Annotated in this window: 16 protein-coding genes, 1 tRNA gene and 1 riboswitch; of the genes, 6 read left to right on the top strand and 11 right to left on the bottom strand. The window is 65.1% G+C overall.

From position 1 onward, the window contains the following. From V6F88_RS01085 to cadR, 7 genes are all read right to left on the bottom strand, one after another. The gene (locus tag V6F88_RS01085; protein WP_183015013.1) at positions 1 to 1044 is read right to left on the bottom strand and encodes an alpha-ketoacid dehydrogenase subunit beta; all 1044 of its coding nucleotides are present in this window, start codon (positions 1042 to 1044) and stop codon (positions 1 to 3) included. Between the two features lie 2 nt (positions 1045 to 1046). Then, the gene (locus tag V6F88_RS01080) at positions 1047 to 2279 is read right to left on the bottom strand and encodes a 3-methyl-2-oxobutanoate dehydrogenase (2-methylpropanoyl-transferring) subunit alpha (RefSeq protein WP_046804594.1); all 1233 of its coding nucleotides are present in this window, start codon (positions 2277 to 2279) and stop codon (positions 1047 to 1049) included. A 204-nt stretch (positions 2280 to 2483) separates the two neighbouring features. Further along, entirely contained in the window at positions 2484 to 4874 is a 2391-nt protein-coding gene (locus tag V6F88_RS01075) for a TonB-dependent siderophore receptor (RefSeq protein WP_332607526.1), read from the bottom strand. A 71-nt stretch (positions 4875 to 4945) separates the two neighbouring features. Then, positions 4946 to 5914, bottom strand: coding sequence for a FecR family protein (locus V6F88_RS01070; protein WP_332607525.1), 969 nt, complete (start codon positions 5912 to 5914; stop codon positions 4946 to 4948). After that, the gene (locus V6F88_RS01065) at positions 5911 to 6423 is read right to left on the bottom strand and encodes a sigma-70 family RNA polymerase sigma factor (RefSeq protein WP_332607524.1); all 513 of its coding nucleotides are present in this window, start codon (positions 6421 to 6423) and stop codon (positions 5911 to 5913) included. Before V6F88_RS01065 ends, V6F88_RS01070 begins: the two co-directional genes overlap by 4 nt. 96 nt (positions 6424 to 6519) lie before the next feature. Beyond that, positions 6520 to 7119 carry a nitroreductase family protein gene (locus tag V6F88_RS01060; protein ID WP_332607523.1) on the bottom strand — a complete coding sequence of 200 codons (600 nt, stop codon included), beginning with the start codon at positions 7117 to 7119 and terminating at the stop codon, positions 6520 to 6522. 123 nt (positions 7120 to 7242) lie between these two features. After that, complete coding sequence (cadR, locus tag V6F88_RS01055; protein WP_046804592.1) at positions 7243 to 7677, bottom strand: Cd(II)/Pb(II)-responsive transcriptional regulator; 435 nt, start codon at positions 7675 to 7677, stop codon at positions 7243 to 7245. Positions 7678 to 7776: 99 nt separating this feature from the next. Between cadR and V6F88_RS01050 the strand changes: the two genes are divergently transcribed. Then, positions 7777 to 10254 (top strand): heavy metal translocating P-type ATPase, encoded by a 2478-nt coding sequence (locus tag V6F88_RS01050; RefSeq protein WP_442880115.1) that lies wholly within the window; start codon positions 7777 to 7779, stop codon positions 10252 to 10254. A gap of 96 nt (positions 10255 to 10350) precedes the next feature. On the opposite strand, the gene speG is transcribed toward V6F88_RS01050, so the two are convergent. Further along, entirely contained in the window at positions 10351 to 10935 is a 585-nt protein-coding gene (speG, locus tag V6F88_RS01045) for a spermidine N1-acetyltransferase (RefSeq protein ID WP_006218930.1), read from the bottom strand. Between the two features lie 319 nt (positions 10936 to 11254). On the opposite strand from speG, the gene V6F88_RS01040 reads away from it, so the two are divergent. Beyond that, the gene (locus V6F88_RS01040) at positions 11255 to 12748 is read left to right on the top strand and encodes a M81 family metallopeptidase (RefSeq protein WP_332607521.1); all 1494 of its coding nucleotides are present in this window, start codon (positions 11255 to 11257) and stop codon (positions 12746 to 12748) included. Positions 12749 to 12787: 39 nt separating this feature from the next. On the opposite strand, the gene V6F88_RS01035 is transcribed toward V6F88_RS01040, so the two are convergent. Continuing rightward, entirely contained in the window at positions 12788 to 13492 is a 705-nt protein-coding gene (locus V6F88_RS01035; protein ID WP_332607520.1) for a riboflavin synthase subunit alpha, read from the bottom strand. A 113-nt stretch (positions 13493 to 13605) separates the two neighbouring features. After that, positions 13606 to 15042, bottom strand: coding sequence for an aldehyde dehydrogenase family protein (locus V6F88_RS01030; RefSeq protein WP_332608909.1), 1437 nt, complete (start codon positions 15040 to 15042; stop codon positions 13606 to 13608). A 463-nt stretch (positions 15043 to 15505) separates the two neighbouring features. On the opposite strand from V6F88_RS01030, the gene V6F88_RS01025 reads away from it, so the two are divergent. From V6F88_RS01025 to V6F88_RS01015, 3 genes are all read left to right on the top strand, one after another. After that, positions 15506 to 16309 (top strand): FadR/GntR family transcriptional regulator, encoded by an 804-nt coding sequence (locus V6F88_RS01025; protein WP_332607519.1) that lies wholly within the window; start codon positions 15506 to 15508, stop codon positions 16307 to 16309. Between the two features lie 246 nt (positions 16310 to 16555). Then, the gene (gene xth, locus V6F88_RS01020; RefSeq protein ID WP_332607518.1) at positions 16556 to 17338 is read left to right on the top strand and encodes an exodeoxyribonuclease III; all 783 of its coding nucleotides are present in this window, start codon (positions 16556 to 16558) and stop codon (positions 17336 to 17338) included. A 68-nt stretch (positions 17339 to 17406) separates the two neighbouring features. Then, a tRNA-Ala gene (locus tag V6F88_RS01015) sits at positions 17407 to 17482 on the top strand. Between the two features lie 169 nt (positions 17483 to 17651). Here V6F88_RS01015 and V6F88_RS01010 read toward each other — a convergent pair. Further along, positions 17652 to 19103: a sodium:solute symporter family protein gene (locus V6F88_RS01010; protein WP_332607517.1), complete on the bottom strand. Its 1452-nt coding sequence runs from the start codon at positions 19101 to 19103 to the stop codon at positions 17652 to 17654. A gap of 100 nt (positions 19104 to 19203) precedes the next feature. After that, a riboswitch (TPP riboswitch) is annotated at positions 19204 to 19308 on the bottom strand. Positions 19309 to 19414: 106 nt separating this feature from the next. Between V6F88_RS01010 and V6F88_RS01005 the strand changes: the two genes are divergently transcribed. Then, positions 19415 to 20197, top strand: coding sequence for a 3-oxoacyl-ACP reductase (locus tag V6F88_RS01005; protein ID WP_332607516.1), 783 nt, complete (start codon positions 19415 to 19417; stop codon positions 20195 to 20197). Position 20198: the final 1 nt, after the last annotated feature.

The raw sequence follows: 20198 nt of genomic DNA, 5'->3' as shown, positions 1-20198 counted from the left end.
TCACACCTCCATCGCGCGTTTGAACGCTTCGCCAACCCGGCGCGGGCCGGGGAAGTACGCCCATTCCTGCGCGTGCGGGTAGGGAGTATCCCAACCGGTCACGCGCTCGACGGGCGCCTCCAGGTGATGGAAGCAATGCTCTTGGACCAGCGAAATCAGTTCCGCGCCGTACCCGCAGGTGCGCGTGGCTTCATGCACCACGACGCAGCGGCCGGTCTTCTTCACGGAATTGACGATGGTTTCCAGATCCAGCGGCCACAGGCTGCGCAGGTCGATGACCTCGGCGTCGATGCCGGTTTCTTCGGCGGCGGTCAAGGACACATAGACCGTGGTGCCGTAGGTCAGCACCGTCAGCGCATTGCCCGGCCGCACGATGGCGGCGGAGTCCAGCGGCACGGTGTAGTAACCGGTGGGCACCACGCTGCCGGGGCGGCCAGTCCATGGCGTCACGGGGCGATCATGGTGGCCGTCAAACGGGCCGTTATACAGCCGCTTGGGTTCCAGGAAGATCACCGGGTCATCGTTCTCGATGGACGCGATCAACAAGCCCTTGGCGTCGTAGGGGTTGGACGGCATTACCGTGCGCAGCCCGCAGACCTGCGTGAACATGGCCTCGGGGCTTTGGCTGTGGGTCTGGCCGCCGTAGATGCCGCCGCCGCAGGGCATGCGGATCGTCATCGGGGCGATGAATTCGCCCACCGAGCGATAGCGCAGGCGCGCGGCTTCGGACACGATCTGGTCCGAGGCGGGGTAGAAATAATCCGCGAACTGGATTTCGCAAACGGGCCGCAAGCCGTAGGCGCCCATGCCGACGGCGACGCCGACGATGCCACCTTCGGAAATGGGCGTGTCGAACACGCGCGAGCTGCCGTACTTGGTTTGCAGCCCTTCGGTGCACCGGAACACGCCGCCGAAATAGCCGACGTCCTGGCCGAACACCACCACGTTGTTGTCTCGCTCCAGCATCACATCCATGGCCGAGCGCAAAGCCTGGATCATGGTCATCGGCGCCGAGGCCGGACCAGCGTTGTTATCGATTGCCATGGTCAGACTCCGAGCTGCTGGCGCTGCCGGCGCAGATGCTCCGGCATGTCCTTGTAGACGTCTTCAAAGATGCTGGCGGCGCTGGGGACGTGGCCGTCCACCAGGGTGCCGTAGCTTTCCGCTTCCTTTTGGGCGGCAACGATCTCGGCGTCGAGCTCGGCGCGCACGGCGTCGTGTTCGGCGTCGGACCAGATGCCAAGGCCGATCAGGTGCTTCTTGAAGCGCTCGATCGGGTCGCCCAGCGGAAAGTGCGCCCAGTCATCGCCAGGCCGGTACTTGGAAGGGTCGTCGGAAGTCGAGTGCGGGCCGGCGCGGTACGTGACCCATTCGATCAGGGTCGGGCCCAGGTTGCGGCGGGCGCGTTCGGCGGCCCAGCGCGAAGCGGAATACACCGCCAGGAAATCGTTGCCGTCCACGCGCAGCGACGCAATGCCGCAGCCCACGCCGCGCCCCGCGAAGGTGGCGCCTTCGCCGCCGGCAATCGCCTGGAACGTCGAAATGGCCCACTGGTTATTGACCACGTTCAGGATGACGGGCGCGCGATACACGTGCGCGAAGGTCAGCGCGGTGTGGAAGTCGGCTTCGGCGGTGGCGCCATCGCCAATCCAGGCCGAGGCGATGCGGGTATCACCCTTGATGGCCGACGCCATCGCCCAGCCCACCGCCTGGATGAACTGCGTGGCCAGGTTGCCGGAAATCGTGAAGAAGCCGTTGGGTCGGTCGGAATACATGACCGGCAGCTGGCGGCCCTTGAGCGGGTCGCGCTCGTTGGACATCAGCTGGCACATCATCGTCACCAGCGACACATCGCGCGACAGCAGGATGCTTTGCTGGCGATAGGTGGGAAAACACATGTCGCCCTGTTCCAGCGCCAGCGCGTGGGCGGAGCCGATGGCTTCCTCGCCCAGGCTTTGCATGTAGAACGAGATTTTTTTCTTGCGCTGGGCCGTCAGCATGCGCCCGTCGAAGATGCGCGTCTTCAGCATGGCGCGCATGCCGGCACGCATCAGATCGTTGCTGATCTCGGGCGCCCATGGCCCGACCGCGCGGCCATCGTCGTCGATCACGCGCACCAGGCTGTACGCCAGCGCGCCGGTATCGACCGGGGCAACATCAATGGGGGGTTTGGGCACCTCGCCGGGCGGCGATAGATGCAGATAGGAAAAGTCTGTCTTGCAACCCGGACGCCCCGTGGGCTCGGGGACGTGCAACTTCAACGGCCCATACTGGCTCATATATTGTCTCCACGCTTGATCGTGTCACGCGTTTTCTTCCTACCAAGGCATTGCCAAAGGCGTGTGACCTCAAGCGCAGCCATCGTCGGCACGCGCATAGGGATAAATATGCGTGGCCGTCGACGAGATTAGCACAGGGGACAGGGTCGTTGAGAGGGCCTTGGCGGCCTGCCGGCCCGCGTTGCGCTAGGGGTTTTCCACGGTTTACCAGCGATAGCTCAGGGTGGCATACAGCGTGCGTGGCTCACCGTAACGGCACCCTGTCGCGCCGGCGCACGCCAGGTATCCGCGGTTGAAAAGGTTGCGCGCGTTCACCGTCAACGACAACCCCGACATGGACGGATCCAGGGCGCCGAAGTCATAAGCCGTCATCGCGTCGACCAGGAATTGCCCCGGCACGTTGGCGGGATAGCCGGGCAGGTTCGTCGAACTGGCGTAGCGCACACCCGCGCCGACGGTCAGACCGGTCACGCCGATGGCGCTCAGGTTGTAATCGGCCCAGACCGAGGCGCTGTGCAAAGGCACCAGCGCGATGCGCTGATCCACCAACGAGGGCACGGTGCTGCGCCTGGTGCGCGCATCGGTGTACGCGTAGCTGGCGGTAAGGTTCATGGCGCCAAGGCGCGCCTTGGCCTCCAGTTCCAGGCCGCGTGATCGGGCACGCCCGCTTTGCACGGAGTACGTGGCGTCGGTCGGATCGCTGGTCAGTGCATTCGTCTGCGTCAGGTCGTAGACGGCGGCGCTGTAAAGCATGTTGCGGCCAGGCGGTTCATAGCGCAGGCCCAGTTCAAATTGCGTGCCTTTGGTGGGTTTAAAGGCGTTGCCCGCCCGGTCAACACCCACGGTCGGCGCGAACGACTGGCTGGCGCTTGCGTATGGCGCCAAGCCGTTGTCGGCCACATAGACCAGGCCGACACGCCCGGTCGTGGCGGTATCTCGCAAGCGCGTGGTGGCGCCGGTGGTGTAGCTCTTTTGGTCCGTATCGGCCCAATCCTGGCGGCCACCCAGCACCAGCACCCATTTGTCCTGGATCTTGATCTGGTCTTGCAGGTACAAGCCCAGCGAACCGCTGCGCGTGTTGATCCCGTAATCGGCTGCGGTGTTGATGATCGGAACCGCGCCGTAGACGGGGTTGTAAATGTTGGCCAACGGGGCCACCGTACCTGCATGACGGTGCGAATCGTAGCCGCTGCGGTAATAGTCCAGGCCGGCCAGGACCGTGTGCTGGAGGGCTCCCCCGTCCAGCTTCAGTTCCAGCGATGTATCGGTCGCAACGCCGTAAGAGTGTTCGTCGCGGCTGACGACGCCGCGTCGCAACGTCTGGCCGTTGGCCTGCAAGGCGCCGAAACTCAGGTAGTCCCAATTGCCGTCGGCCGTGAAATAGCGGGCGCTTTGGCGCAGTTTTACGCGGTCGTTGAAGGCGTGTTCGAACAGATAGCCGACCGTGTAGGTGTCGGTGTCGTAGCGGTCGAAATCCGGCTCGCCGATGAACAGGTCGCGCGGCACCTGGCCGTTCAAGGTGTTGGCGGCGGGCATCGGCGCGGAAAAGCGCGTGCGAATGCGCTGGTAGCTGGCCAGCAGGGTCAGCGATGTGGCCGCCGAAGGCTGCCATGTCAGCGCGGGCGCCAGATACGTCCGGTCGTCCGGCACATGGTCCACCCAGTTGTCGGCATTGCGCGCAAGGCCGGTCAAGCGGTAGCTCCATGCACCGTCTTCAGACAGTGCGCCGGCGAAGTCGCCCGAGACCTGGCGGCGGCCGTAACTGCCGCCCTCTACGTTCAGTTCGCGCAGCGTGTCGGCCGTTGGCCGCTTGCTGACCGTGTTGACCACGCCGCCCGGGCTCAACTGCCCATACAGCACCGACGAGGCGCCGCGCAGCACTTCAACACGCTCAAGCCCATAGGGTTCCTGACCGCCATCGTAGACGCTGGATTGCAGCTTCAGGCCGTCGCGCAGTTGCCCCGAATTGCCGGCGGCCACGTTAAAGCCGCGCAGCATCAGGTCGTCCACCATGCGGCTGAACGCGGGCGATTGCGCCGACACGCCCGGCGTGTAGCCCAAGGCGTCCGCCACCGAACCCGCCTTGATGACGCGGATCTGGTCGCTGGTGACGACGGATACCGATTGCGGTGTTTCGATCAGCGCCGTGTCGGTCTTGGTGCCGGCCATTGCGCGCTGCGCCACGTAGCCGTCAACGTGACCGGTGGGAGACTCCAGCATCCCTGTGACGCGCACGGGTTCAAGCACCGTGGTGCCTTCCAGCACGCGCCGCGCGCTCAAGGTGCCGTTGGCCGTGACGGCCAGCTCCAACCCGCTGCCGGCAAGCGCGCGCCGCACGGCGTCTTCGGCCGAGTAATCGCCCACGATAGCCGGCGCATTGCGGTCGGCTACCAAGGCAGGGTCGACGGACACCGCGCGGCCGCTCTGGCGCGCGATGCGGGTCAGCGTGTCGCCCAGCGCGGCCGGCGGCAAATCAAAATGCAGGGCGGCCGGGGCCGACGCGGCGGGCGGCCTTGTCTGGGCATACGCCGAGGGAAGGGTCAGGACAATGAACAGCGCGGCAGCCAGCGGCCGCAGCGGGGGACGATAAAACATGGATTCTCCTGCAACAGTGTGGTGTTTCAGGAGGGATGTCGCACGACGCGGGCAAAAGTGTTCATTTATTTTCAGGACGCGCGAGGCACCACGTCGATGCTGACGAACCAGCCGCCCAGCGAACTGACGTCGATCGGCAAGGTCTGGCGCAACGATTCCAGCGCGCGGTCGGTGTCGTCCAGCGGAAACGCGCCCAGTACACGCAGCCGTGCGGCCGCCGGCGTTATCCGGATGATGCCGCGTCGGTAAGGCCGCAGCGCGTCGACCACTTCGCCCAAGGACCGGTCATGAACCACCAGCATGCCCGCGTGCCAGGCGGCGGCGTCCCGCAGTGCGGGGTCCGGCGAGCCCAGGCCGTGCAGATCAAAGCGCACGCCCTCGCCCGCTTGCAGGGTCCGGCGCTGGCCCGCCGCGCGTACCTCGACGCTGTGTTCGACCACGCTGGCGATGCAGGCCTCGGCCTCGCGCGCCACACTGAAGACAGTGCCCAGCGCCTGCACTTCACCATCGCGGGTGGCGACGATGAACGGACGCGCCGCATCCGGGGCCACCCGCGCATAGACCGCGCCTGCCCGCAAGCGCACCCGCCGCACGCCCGCGCTGAAATCCACGTCCACGGCCGACCGCGCGTTCAGCGTCAGCTGACTGCCATCCGGCAAGGTATAGGTGCGGCGTTCGCGCGTGCCCGTGCGCAAGTCGGCGGCCAGCGTGCGCAGGGGAATCTGGCGGTCGACCAGCGCCGCCATGCCGCCCGCGGCCAGCGCCACGGCCAGCGCATTGCGCAACGCCCGGCGCCGCGCCGGCGCGGTAAGCAAGGCCGCGCCGGCAGCGTGACGCTGCTGCACGTCGGTCAGCGTGGCAAAGGGGTCTTTGACGGCGGCGTTGACGGTTTCCCAGGCTGCCTCGTGCCGGGGATCGGATTGTTTCCATTGTTCGAAACGCGCCCGGTCGGCGCGCGGCACGCTACCGGAGGACAGCAGCACCATCCAGTCCACGGCCGATTGCAGGTCGGCGGGCAACACCGGCATGGGGGACGTCATGCAGCCAAACGCGCCGTCACGCACAGCGTGATGGCCTGCTTCATATAGCGGCGCACCGTCATCACCGATGTGCCGATGCGCGCGGCGATCTCGCTGTAGCTGAGCTCATCAAGCTGGCTATACAGGAAGGCCTGGCGCGCCTTGGGCGGCAGGCGTTGCAATGCGCGGTCGATGTGTATCAGCGCTTCGATCACCTGGGCGCGGGATTCTTCGCTGGGTACGCTGGCTTGCGGCATGGCGGCCAGGCTATCGAGATACGCGCGTTCCAGTTCGCGGCGACGCCAGAAACTGAAGAGCGTGCGTTGCGCCAGCGTGGTCAGGAATGCGCGCGGTTCGCGGATGGCGTCGGTATGCCGGCCAGCCAATACGCGCACGAACGTATCGTGCGCCAGATCGGCGGCATCATGGCGGCAACCCAGTCTGCGCCGCAGCCACTCTTGCAACCAGGAGTGATGCGCTCGATACAACTCGGCAGGGGAATGCTCCGAGGGCTGCGCGGAGGAAGACATGGAAAAACGCCAGGCAATAAATAACAATAAGAATTATTGTTATTTATTGCCTGGCGCGCAAGCGCCTCGTAAGGCGCCCTGCCAAACAACCCGCCCTTAGACGGGTCCGGTCCACTCCGTGACGAATTCGCGGAAGTCCGGGCGGTTGGCGGGCGGCACGGCGCAGCCCGGCGTGCCGATGGCCAGGTAACCCAGGAAGCGGTAGTCCAGCGAATCCAGGCCCAAGGCGTTCTGCACGTCTTCGACGTAGGTGCCCACGCCGGTGCTCCAGAACGCGGCGTAGCCCAGCATGTGCGTGGCGTTCAGGATGTTCATGACCGCGCAGCCGGTGGCCAGCAGTTGTTCGTGTTCGGGGATCTTGGTGTTGTCGTGGGCGATCTTCTGCGCCACGCCAATGAACAACGGCACGCTGGCCATCCATTCGCGCACCGACTTTTCTTTCTCGGGCGTCATGCGCGGGTCGCCGCTGCGCTTGACCGCGTCCAGTGCCACATCCGCCAGCTTGCCAATGGCCTCGCCCTGGATCACGACAAAGCGCCACGGGCGCAGCGCGCCGTGATCGGGCGCCGACATGGCGGCTTGCAGAATCTGTTCCAGCTCGTCCGGCTTGGGGGCCGGCGCGCGCAGAAATTTGAAGGAACGGCGCGAGGTCAGCGCGTGCAGCGGGGTGGCGGTGGGAGTGGTGGCAGCAGTCATTGATTCAGGCGCTTTTGTAAAAAAGACAGATTCTCATATTACGCGATGGCGTCGGGCGGATTGGGGTATCCCCTGACCGGCGGCAAGGGCATCGCGGCGAATGGAGGGTGGTTGCCCGGGGGTTCAGCCAAGATGCGTATGCCGTTCCTGGCGCTCTTCCACCTGCATTTCAGACAGGCCGTGCAAGATGCCGCAATCGTCCGTATCCGGCCGCGCCGACAGGCAGCGCTGGCGCAGTTCGGTCAGTTGGGCTTTCAGTTGCAGAAGTTCGGCGATACGTTCATCCACATGCGAGATGTGTTCGTCGAACAGCTCATTAATAGGGCCACAACCCTTTTGGTGGTTGTCGGCCAGGGACAGGATGGCGCGGATTTCGTCCTGCGTCATGTCCAGCGCCCGGCAATTGCGGATCAGCCGCAGACGCTCCAGATGGGCCTGGCCGTAACTGCGGTAATTATTAAGCCCGCGGTCGGGCGCGGGCAAAAGGCCTTCTTTTTCGTAATAACGGACGGTTTCGACCGTAGTGCCGGCCGCCGTCGCCAATTCGCCGATTCGCATGACGCCTCCTGGAACGCATTCCGAGTGAAATTTTGGGCTTGACCCTATAGTAACTCCAAGGTGTGCAATGGCGTCATCCGTTTCAACAAGGCGCAGAAGATGGCTTTTCCTCCGATCAAATCGCACGATCACCGCGCTGCCGGGCAGCCCGACGCCTGCTGCGGCGGCCATGACCATGACCACGGGGATAAGAGGCGCGACCACGCCACGCATGATCACGGCGCGCATGGCCACGCTGCGCACGGCCATGATCACAGCCAAAAACACAGCCATGACCATGGCTCGGGCAAGGATGGCCATGACCACAGCCCCGGCCATAGCCACAACCACGACCACGGGCCTGGCCACAGTCACGCCCCCGCCCCCGCCCCCGCCGCCTGCTGCGGCCATGACCATGGCGGCCAGGCCTTTGCCGCGTCGGCCGGCAGCGCGGCGACGCTTACGGCCGGCCCCGGCCAGGCGCTGGCGCGCTTGCGCATCGGGCAGATGGACTGCCCCACCGAAGAAACCCTGATCCGCAAAAAGCTCGACGGCCTGGACGTCGTGCACGCGCTGGACTTCAACCTGATGCAGCGCGTGCTGACGGTGGTGCACGCCGAAGGCGCGCTGGACCGCGTCATCGCGGCCATCAAGTCGCTGGACATGACGCCGGAACCCCTGGCCGACGGCGCGGCGGGCACCCCTGCCCCCGCTGCCAGCCGCGTGAACTGGTGGCTGATCGGCGGGGCCGGCGTGCTGGCCGCGCTGTCCGAGTTTTCGCACTTCGCGGGCTGGCATTGGGGCGTGACCGCCGCGCTGGCCGTGGCGGCCATCCTGGCTTGCGGCGTCACTACTTACCGCAAGGGCTGGATCGCCGTGCGCAACGGCAACCTGAACATCAACGCGCTGATGAGCATCGCCGTGACCGGTGCGGTGCTGATCGGCCAGTGGCCCGAAGCGGCCATGGTGATGTTCCTGTTCAACGTGGCCGAGTTGATCGAAGCCCGGTCGTTGGACCGCGCCCGCAATGCCGTGCGCGGCCTGCTGGACCTGGCGCCCGAAACCGCCACCGTGCGTCAGGCCGATGGTGCCTGGCACGAGGTGCCGGCCGCACAGTTGAACGTGGGCGACGTGGTGCGAGTACGCCCCGGCGAACGCATCGCGGCCGACGGCATCATCGTCAGCGGCCGTTCCACCGTGGACCAATCGCCGATCACCGGCGAAAGCCTGCCCGTGGAAAAAGCACAGGACGACCCCGTCTACGCGGCCACCGTAAACGCCGCCGGTTCGTTCGAATACCGTGTCACCGCGGCCGCCGGCAACACCACGCTGGCCCGCATCATCCATGCCGTTGAACAGGCGCAAGGCGCGCGCGCGCCCACGCAACGCTTCATCGACCGCTTCTCGCGCATCTACACGCCCGCCGTGGTGGCGGTGGCGCTGCTGGTGGCGACCGTGCCCCCATTGCTGTGGGGCCAGCCCTGGTTTGACGCCATCTACCGCGCACTGGCGCTGCTGATCATCGCCTGCCCCTGCGCCTTGGTGATCTCGACGCCGGTCAGCATCGTCAGCGGCCTGACGGCGGCCTCGCGTCGGGGCATCCTGATCAAGGGCGGCGTGTATCTGGAAGAAGGCCGCAACCTGAAGTGGCTGGCGCTGGACAAGACCGGCACGCTGACCCACGGCAAGCCGGTGCAGACGGACCTGCAAGACTGGGACGTATCCGACGCCACCCGCCACCCCGCGGCGTTGATCGCGGCAAGCCTGGCGGCGCGCTCGGACCACCCGGTGTCGTTGGCCGTGGCGAACGCCGCGCGCGATGCGGGCAAGACGCTGCTGGACGTGGACGCCTTCACCGCCCTGCCCGGCCGTGGCGTCAGCGCGCGGATCGACGGCGTGACCTTCCAATTGGGCAACCGCCGCCTGATGCGCGACGCGGGCGTGTCCAGCCCCAAGCTGGAAGCCCGTATGGACGAATTGGAACGCCAAGGCAAAAGCGCCATCGCGTTGACCGACGGCCAGCGGGTGCTGGCGCTGGCCGCCGTGGCCGACACCGTCAAGCCCAGCAGCGCCGAGGCCATCGCCGACCTGCACGCGCTGGGCGTGCGTACGCTGATGCTGACGGGCGACAACACGCCCACCGCGCAAGCCATCGCCCAGCAGGTGGGCATAGACGAAGCGCGGGGGGATCAGTTGCCGGAAGACAAGCTGGCCGCCATCGAAAGCAAATTGAAGGCCAACGAGGCAAGCGCCGGCAAGGTGGGCATGGTGGGCGACGGCATCAACGACGCCCCGGCGCTGGCGCGCGCCGACATCGGCTTTGCGATGGGCGCGGCTGGCACGGGAACGGCAATTGAAACGGCGGACGTCGCGTTGATGGACGACGACCTGCGCAAGATCGGGACATTTTTGCGCCTGTCACGCGCCACCCATCGCGTGCTGATCCAGAACATCGTGCTGGCGCTGGGGATCAAGGTGGTATTCCTGGCGCTAGCCATGACGGGCAACGCCACGCTGTGGATGGCCGTGTTCGCCGATGTGGGCGCCAGCCTGCTGGTGGTGGCCAATGGGTTGCGCCTGCTGCGCGCCGCGCAGTGATGCAGGCGCAGCAGCGTCGCAGTGATGCAGTGGCCCAGTGACGCAGTAACGCAGTGATGCAGTGATGCAGTGACGCGTTCGGCGGGACGGGCTTGCTTAGCCCGTCTGCTCTTCCTGCGGCCAGTCGCGCAGCACCGGCGCGTCGGGTGCGCCGGGGCCGACGTCGCGCAGGTGCTCATGTTGCAGCAGCGCCATGCGGTAGGCGTCGCGATAGGCGCCGTTGGAAAAGAACTCTTCTTTCATCAGCCCTTCGATCTGGAAGCCGCAGCGTTCGTACACGTGCACGGCGGCGGTGTTGTCCTTGTCGACAACCAGATAAACCTTATGCATGTTCAGCACGCGAAACGCATAGCCCACGGCGATGCGGGTGGCCGCCTTGGCGTAACCCCGGCCCTGGTAGCTGGGCGCAATGATGATCTGGAATTCGGCACGGCGATGGATGTAGTCGATTTCAACCAGTTCGACCAGGCCGGCGGGCTGCCCGGTATCGTGCTCGATGATGAAGCGCCGTTCGTTTTGATCGTGCAGGTGGCGGTCATAGAGTGCGACCAATTCGTCATAGGCCTCGTAAGGCTCTTCGAACCAGTAACGCATGATGACGTCGTTGTTGTTGATCTTGTGCACAAAGTGCAGGTCGCCGCGCTCTAGGGGGCGAATTTTGATATCGGATATGACCGACATAGGAACCTCCGAAAGTGTCGATATTGTATTCCGATTCGCCTCGAAACCGCCGCGCAATGGGAATTTCAGAAAATTCTTGAGTGTTCATGCGGCTTTCCGGGCGTTTATGCCTGGAAAGCCTTGTCTCTGCTGCATTTAACTATCAAGAATTTCTAAATACACCTTGCCGGCGGGCCTGGCGCGGCAGTCGGGCAACCCGGACGGCGCGGCGCTGTGTGGCGCTATTGCCAAACCCCGGCACGTCTCCAATAATCGTCCGGTCGGCAACGGCTACGCCGCAAGGCCACGACACAGATTCAAAAATCCAAGAGGAAGAAACATGCACATCCTGGTGGCTGGATTCCAGCACGAGACCAATACCTTTGCGCCGTCCAAGGCGGGGTATGACAACTTTGTCCGCGGCGAGGGTTTTCCCGCGATGGTGCGCGGCCAGGACATGCTGGCGCTGCGTTCGGTCAACATTCCGGCCGGCGGCTTCTTCAACGCCATTCAGGCAGCGGGCCACACCGTGCACCCGGTGATCTGGGCCGGCGCCAGCCCATCCGCGCACGTGACGCGCGATGCCTTTGAACGCATTGCTGGTGAAATCCTGGACGCCGCGCGGGCGGGCGGCTACGACGCCGTCTACCTGGACCTGCACGGCGCGATGGTCACTGAACACCTGGACGACGGCGAAGGCGAACTGCTGGCGCGCTTGCGCCAGATCGTCGGCCCCGCGGTGCCCGTGGTTGCCAGCCTGGACCTGCACGCCAACGTCACCGCGCAGATGCTGCAACAGGCCGACGCGCTGGTCGCGTTTCGCACCTACCCGCACGTGGACATGGCCGACACGGGCGAACACGCGGCGCGCCTGCTGCTGGCGCGTATCGCGGCGGGCGACCACTGGGCGATGCACGTGCGCCGCCTGCCCTTCCTGATTCCGATCAACGGCATGTGCACCATGCTGCAACCGTCCAAAGGCGTGTACGACGCGTTGGCGCACCTGGAGCAAACGCCGGGCGTCACATCGATATCGTTCGCGCCGGGTTTTCCGGCAGCGGATTTTCCGGAGTGCGGCCCCGTAGTGTGGGCGTACGGCACCGACGCGGCGGCCGTCGAACACGTCACCGAAACCCTATACCGGCAGGTGCTTGAGCTGGAACCGCAATGGTCGCCCGACTTCCTGGAGCCAGCCGACGCCGTGCGGCGCGCACAGGCGCTGGCCGTGGGTGCGTCGCGCCCCATCGTCATCGCGGATACGCAAGACAACCCGGGCGCGGGCGGCGACGCCAACACCACCGGCATGCTGCGCGCGCTGGTTGAGGCGGATGCACAGAACGCCGCGCTGGGACTGCTTTACGACCCGGACGCCGTGCGCGCCGCCACCGCCGCCGGCATCGGCCAGACCGTCACGTTAAGCCTAGGCGGGCAGTCCGGCGTTGCGGGCGATTCCCCGTTTACCGGGGACTTCGTCGTGGAAACGCTATCGCCCGGCAAGCTTCGTTTTGATGGCCCGATGATGCACGGCATGGACGTGGATCTGGGCGCCGTGGCGTGCTTGCGTATCGGCGGCGTGCGCGTGGTGGTCAGCGCCAGCAAGGCGCAGATGCTGGACCGCAACCTGTTTCGCGTGGGCGGTGTGCAGCCAGAGGAAATGGGGATATTGGTCGTGAAAAGCTCGGTGCACTTTCGCGCCGACTTCCAGCCGATTGCGCACGAAGTGCTGGTGGCCAAGGCGCCCGGCCCGATGCAGGCCGATCCGGCGGATTTGCCCTGGAAGCGCTTGCAACCGGGCATCCGCGTACGCCCCGAGGGGCGGCCGTTCGGGCAATGAGGCTAAAAAAAACCGTCCGGGGCGCGCGCCCCGGCCACGTTATTTCAGCTTGCCCTGCGGGCTGACAAAGTCTTCCAGCGTCAGCCCCTTTTCCTTCAGGATGGCTTCCAGCAGCGGTTGCAGCTTGCCCAGGCTTTCCTGCACCGTTTCACGCACCGTATCGACCATGACCTGCGTGCTGCGTTCGATTTCAATGTTGACGAAGTCGCCCACCTGCTTGTCTTCAAACACGGTCATGCGGCGCGTTTCGGGAATCAGCCACACTTCAAACCAGCCTTCGGTGCGGTTCACTTCCGACACGGTCAGGCTGGCGCCGTTGATGGCGATATAGCCCTTGGCGAAGACGTATTTGCGGAAGGCTTCGGGAATGCTGAAACGCATCAGGCGATTGGTGTCGGACGACTTCACCATGATGACTTCAGAGGTGAAATCCACATGGCCCGACAGCGGATGCCCACCGATCTCGGCCCCATCCTTGGCGGCGCGCTCGACGTTGGCGCGGTCGCCTTCGGCGTAGCTGCCCAGCGTGGTGATTGCCAGGCTTTGCAGCATCACGTCGAACGTGGCCTGGTTTTCGGACAGTAGTTCAGTGACGGTCAGGCAGACGCCGTCCGTCGATACGCTGGCGCCGATGGCCAGGTCAACGCAGAAACCAGGGGGAAAATCCAGCGTGAAGGTGCGCAGGCCTTCGCGGTCCGCGATCTTTGCGATCGTCGCGGTGCCTTGAACAATACCGGTGAACATACGGATCCTGAATACGGGGCGGCGGGCCCCAGAAGCAAAACATCAACGTTAACCGATATTTTGCTGCGGGCCGCCGCGCCGCATGCGGGTGGCGAGCGCCACCCGGCCGGCCATCAATGACGGATGGCGATGGTCTTCAAGGTGGTGAAGCCATACAGCGCTTCAAAGCCTTTTTCACGGCCATAGCCCGACTGGCGCGAGCCGCCAAACGGCAGTTCCACGCCGCCGCCGGCGCCGTAGTTATTGATGAAGACCTGGCCGGCGCGCAGTTGGCGGGCCAGACGCATCTGGCGGCCCCCGTCGCGCGTCCAGACGCCCGCCACCAGGCCGTACAGCGTGCCATTGGCGATTTCCAGCGCCTCTTGCTCGGTGTCGAACACCATGGCGGCCAACACAGGGCCAAACACTTCTTCCTGCGCCAGGCGGCTGTTGGGCGGCACGTCGCGGAACAGCACGGGCGGCTGGTAGTAGCCCGACTCGGGCGCACCGTCCTGAAGCTGGCCGCGCGCGGCAACCTTCAATCCTTCCGCTTCCGCTTCGGCCAGGAAACCGCGCACGCGATCGTGCTGGCGGCCGCTGATCAGCGGACCCACGTCCAGGTCCTTTTCAGCCGGGCCGGTAACGGTTGCGGCGAAGGCGTCCGACAGGCGCTTGAGCACCGTTTCGTACACGCCACGCTGAATCAATACACGGCTGCCCGCCGAGCACGTCTGGCCTGCGTTCTGGATGATGGCGGCCAGCAGCACCGGCATGGCGGCGTCCAGGTCGGCGTCATCGAACACGATCTGGGGCGACTTGCCGCCCAGTTCCAGCGTCACCGGCACGTGGTTGTCGGCCGCGGCGTGGGCCACCATCTTGCCCGTCTGCGGCGATCCCGTGAACGAAATATGGTCGATGCCGGGATGCGCCGACAGCGCCGCGCCCGCTTCATGACCGTAGCCGGTGACGATGTTCAGCGCGCCCGCCGGCAGGCCGACTTCAGCGGCGATCTCGGCCAATTTCAGCAGCGACAGGCACGCGTCTTCGGCAGGCTTGACCACGCAGGCGTTGCCGGCGGCCAGCGCCGCGCCCACGCTGCGGCCAAAGATCTGCAGCGGGTAGTTCCAGGGCACGATGTGGCCCGTCACACCATGCGCTTCGCGCACGGTCAGCACGGTGAAGCCCGGGGTGTAGGGAATGGTCTCGCCATGCAGCTTGTCGACAGCGCCGGCATAAAACTCGAAATACCTCGCCACGGCGGCGGCGTCGGCGCGCGCCTGCTTGATCGGCTTGCCGGTGTCGGCGGATTCCAGTTGGGCCAGTTCTTCCTGGCGGTCCAGCAGGGCGAAGGCGATCTTCATCAGCAGGCGGCTGCGCACGGCGGGCGCCATCTGGCCCCACTCGCCCTCAAATGCCTGGCGCGCGGCCTGCACGGCTTGGTCCACGTCCGCCTGGCCCGAGCGGGCGATCGCTTCGAAGGGTTTGCCATCGGACGGGTTCACGACGGCAATGGTTTCACCGGTGGCGGAGGCCACCCATTGGTTGGCGATAAAGTTCTTCTGAGTCACGATGTGCGGAGTAAAGTAGCGGCCGAACGGCCAGTTGCGGGAAAGGCGCCGACGCGCGCGCAGCGTTCCTGGCGCGATAAAAAGTGCCGGGTAGCAGTAGGTGTGCGGCAGCCCATATTGGCGGTGATGCGTGTTGTCTCGGATGCAGCCAGGCGGTCAGTCCGGGTTTGCCGGTTTTTGCCGAGGGCCAGGCGCCGCGGGAAACCCCGTGTCGCCGTCCGCGCGTCAGCGGCGCGGGCGATGTCGTTTACGGCAAATTACGGGAGGCCGGCATAACTTGTCAATTGAATTGACAGCTTTCTTCCCAATGCTGGGAATTTATGACTGAAGATTCGGGTAATCCCTTATCTATCAGAGGGTTACTGATCTGTACTTGCCCAGGGTCTTTGCCCGAGCGCCGCGGTGTTGTCATGGCGACTGACAAACTTCCGTTTTCTTCACGCCATTCACTTTCAGGAACGCGCCAATGAGCAACGAGCGTGACACGCAGTGGGATGCACTGCTGGAATCCGCCTCCCGCCCCCGCCCTGAGCTGGACGTGCTGGCGGACGTGGCATCCGGCCTGGGCTATGTACGCGCCGAGCGTTTTGCCGAGCGCGTCTACGAAAGCCTGTTCTATGCCATCGCCACCGGCAAGATCGCGCCGGGCAACAAGCTGCCCACCGAATTGGAACTGGCCGCGCTGTTCGAGGTGTCGCGCCCGGTGGTCCGCCAAGCGCTGGACCGCCTGCGCGAAGACCGGTTGGTGGACTCCATCCGAGGCTCCGGCACCTACGTGCGCGCCAAGCCCGATTTGATGGGCGGCATGCCCGCCGTTGACCCGGCGCGCCGCGTCGGCCACATCCTGGAAGGCCTGGAACTGCGCATGGTGATCGAACCCGAATGCGCCTACCTGGCCGCCCTGCGCCGCGGCAGCGACGACTTGCACGACATGGACCGCATGCTGACAGGCTACGAAGAGGCCGACGCCTCCGGCGCCATCGCGCATCACTACGACTACGGTTTCCACCAAGCCATCGCCGCCGCCACCAGCAACCAGCGCTTCGTGCAAGTGCTCAAGTCACTGGAGTACGACGTCAGCCACGCCGTCAACGTCATGCGCCACCTGGTCCACAGCGAACCCTGGAAACGCACCCGCGCCGCCATCGACGAACACCGCCACCTGTACCGCCTGATCCAGGCCCAAGACGCCGACGGCGCCCGCAACGTAATGCGCGCCCATATCGAAAAGGCCAAGAGCCGCATGCTGAATAGCGGGTCCGAGCATTGACTGCGTCACGACAGGCCAGTGGCGACCGCGTGTCACGCCCGGGGTCCCAGGCCCCAGGCCCCAGGTCCCAGGTCCCCATCCGGCCTTCCGCCTTCCGCGTTCCGAGCCGTCGCCACGGTATCATCTGCCCCTATTCCTGGCGCCCGCCGACGCCCCCGGAAAACTGGCCAGTCAAGTGACTGGCCCGGCTTCGGGAGGGCGGCATCGCCAAGACTCGCATGAATAAATAAAGGCCCTACTAGACACATGAAATTAGCCACCTGGAACGTGAACTCCCTGAACGTACGCCTGCAGCAGGTGCTGGATTGGCTGGCTGCCAATCCGGTCGATGTGCTGTGCATTCAGGAACTGAAGCTGACCGACGACAAGTTTCCCGAGGCGGCGTTCAAGGAAGCCGGTTACCACGCGGTCTGGGCGGGGCAGAAGACGTATAACGGCGTGGCCATTGTGTCGCGCGTGCCGGGTACTTCGATGGTGCGCAATATTCCCGGCTACGAAGATCCGCAGCAGCGGGTGTTGGCGCTGACGTTTCCCAGCCCCGAAGGCGACGTGCGGGTCGTTTGTGCGTACTGCCCCAATGGGCAGTCGGTGGATTCGGACAAGTATTTGTACAAGCTGGCCTGGTTCGATGCCATGCGCAACTGGCTGGCCGAGGAAATCAAGCAGTATCCCCGCCTGGCGGTGCTGGGCGACTACAACGTCGCCCCGGCCGATGAAGACGTGCACAACCCCGAAAAATGGGAAGGCCAGGTGCTGGTGTCCGAACCCGAACGGGCGGCCTTGCGCAGCCTGATGGAGTTGGGCCTGACCGATTCGTTCCGCCTGTTCGAGCAGCCCGAAAAGTCGTTTTCCTGGTGGGATTACCGTCAATTCGCCTTCCGCCGCAATGCCGGCCTGCGGATCGACCACGTGTTGTTGTCGGCCCCGCTGGTCAAGCGCTGCGTCGCCTGCGTCATCGACAAAGAGCCGCGCCGCAACGAGCAGCCGTCGGATCACGCGCCGGTGGTGGCCACCCTGGAATTCGTCTGAAAATAATTGCCGCACGCCGTATTGCGCGGCGCTTTATTGTTCAGGTATAGTTTTGCTCTTGCTTCATTGGGGCGGTAGCTCAGCTGGGAGAGCGTCGCGTTCGCAATGCGAAGGTCGGGAGTTCGATCCTCCTCCGCTCCACCAATATTCCAGACAAGAAAGCCTTGGACACCGCAACGTGTTCCAAGGCTTTTTTGTTTTGGCTGCCCGCCCCGGGGTCAGGCCGGAACTTAGGCCGGAACTTAGGCCGGAATTTAGGCCGGAATTTAGGCCGGATTTCAGGCCGGATCTCAGGCCGGAATTCAAGCCACCATCAGGCCGGGTCCTTGTCCAAACGGCGCACCGCCGCGCTCAGCGTAGACAGATCAAACTCCTTGGCGCCGCGACGCATGCAGCGCATCACCGCTGTGACCAGCACCGGAACAAACGCGGCAAGCAGGAACGATTCCAGCAAGAACGTCGGCTTGTCGCCCGGCGCCGGAAAGCAGAACAGGCCGGCCGCCAGCCCCGCCACGGTCGCGGTTGTTGCGGTGGCGCCATCGTGCTTGCGGCTGAACAGGCCATAGAACACCGGAAAGGCAGCGGCCGAGCACAGCAGGTCGGCCAGCAGGAACAGATACAGCACGCTGTAGCCCTGCGAGGCCACGATCATCACCGGAATCGCCAGCAGCAACACCGCCCAACGGGCAAGACGCTTCATATCCATGCCGGTGGCGCGCGGCATCAGGCGGCGCATATCCACCGCCACGATGCTGGACACGGCGCTGATGGCGGTGTCGGCCGTGCTCATGACCAACGACAGGCCCAACGGGATCAACGCAATCACGAACCAGGCGGGCGCGTGCGGCATGATGACGCTGAACAGCGCGATGGAACTATCGCCCTGCGGCGCCAGCCCCACGAACGCCAGGCCGAACAAGCCCATCAGGAAGATGAACGGCGCGGCCAGGATGCCCCCCAGCAAAAAACCATTGCGCATCGACCGCGTGTCTTTGGCGGCATAGATGCGCTGCCAGTTGCCCTGGTGAAAGATGCCGGTCAGCAAAATCGCCACGAAGAAGGTCAGGCCGGCTTTCACACCCACGGGATCGGTCAGATCCAGCAACTGTGGCGCCTTGGCTTGCAACGCTTCGATCGTCGGTAACGCCCCGCCCGCCGCCTGCCAGCCGACCACGCAAAGCAACACCAGCAGCGGCACGATGACCATCATCTGCACCTGATCGGTGAAGATCGATGACCGCAGGCCGCCATACGTGGTGTAGAGCAGCGTCGTGCCCATCACGATGGCGGCCGTGGCCCACAGCGGCACGGGCGCCAGCATGGTGACCAGCTTGGCAATGGCCGTGACCTCGGCGGACAGCGCGATGAACAGGTAGAACAGCATGATGAACAGCGCCAGCCCGTACATGGGCCGACCGTAGCGCGCCATCAGGAATTCGGTCAGCGTGTGACCATGCGGGATCAGTTCGCGCATGCGCCGGCCCAACGGAATCATGACCAGGCGCGGCGACATGGACCCCAGCGCGTAGCCGATGACCGCCGCCAAGCCGCCCCAGGTGGCGGCCTGCGCCGGCGAAAACAGAATCCACGCACCCAGCGTTGACGCCATCAGCGTCAGGATGGTGCCAAAAGCGCCCTGGCTGTTGCGCGCCACGATGTAGTCTTCCAGGGTGCCGCGCTTGCGTCGCGTATACAGCACGCTGGCGGCGGCAAAGCCACCCGAAAAAAGCAGCAGCCACATCAAGGCCGTGGTTTGGGTCAGCATGGAAAGCGGTCCTCCCTAGCCCGGCAAACGGCCGGACGCGCGTCGCGGCACCGTTCGCAAGGCGGGCCGCTGATGGATCAAAGCACTAGGGAGGGCGCGCGAGTGGCGCGATGTCCTTCCCTTCGCCGGCATTACCCGGATCAGGTTCAAAGGGTTACCGCGACGACGCGGAATCTCAGCCAGACAGGCTCCCCCAGGAATTGCCGCAAGATTAGGGTCGCGGCAAGGCATTGTCAACGCATCGATTTATGCTAAGTTCGCCCGCTTGCGGCACCTGATTGCACGCGTGCCGGTGAACCGACGAGCCCACCATGCCCATTGCCCACCCCGCCCCCGCCTTGAATGAACAACTGGTTATCGTGACGGGAGGCGCCCGCGGATTGGGCGCGCACATCACGCGGGCCTTTCTGCGAGAAGGCGCAAAGGTGGTCATCAATTACCTGAACAGCGCGCAGGCCGCACAAGCGCTGGCCGCCACCGCGTCCGACCGGACGCTGGCGGTTCAGGCCGACGTGCGCGACGCGACGGCGGTGGCCGCCATGATCGCGCAGGCGCAAAACCACTTCGGCATGCCCGTCACGACGGTGGTCAACAACGCCCTGCCCGCCTTCGCCTTCAACGGCGACGCGCGCCCGCATGCCGACACCTTGACGTGGGACCACTTGAACCAGCAGATCGAAGGTAGCGTGCGCGGCGCCCTGAACACGACGCAAGCCGCCCTGCCCGGCATGCGCCAGGCAGGGGTGGGCCGCATCATCAACATCGGCACCAACCTTGTTCAGAACCCGGTGGTGCCGTATCACGACTACACCGCCGCCAAGGCCGCGCTGCTGTCGTTCACGCGGACGCTGTCGCAGGACCTGGGGCCGGACGGCATCACGGTCAACATGGTGTCCGGCGGCCTCTTGCGCACCACCGACGCGTCGGCCGCCACCCCCGAAGCCGTGTTCGACCTGATCGCCGCCAGCACGCCGCTGCGCGCCGTCACCACGCCGGAACAATTCGCCGATGCCGTTCTGTTCTTTGCCAGCCCCTGGTCGCGCAGCGTCACCGGCCAGAACCTGGTCGTGGACGGCGGCCTGGTGAAGAACTGAT

It is taken from the genome of Achromobacter sp. ESBL13, from assembly GCF_036668755.1.
GTDB lineage: Bacteria > Pseudomonadota > Gammaproteobacteria > Burkholderiales > Burkholderiaceae_B > Achromobacter.
The sequence above is the reverse complement of the archived record's forward strand: the minus strand, read 5'-3'. Positions and strand labels throughout refer to the sequence as shown.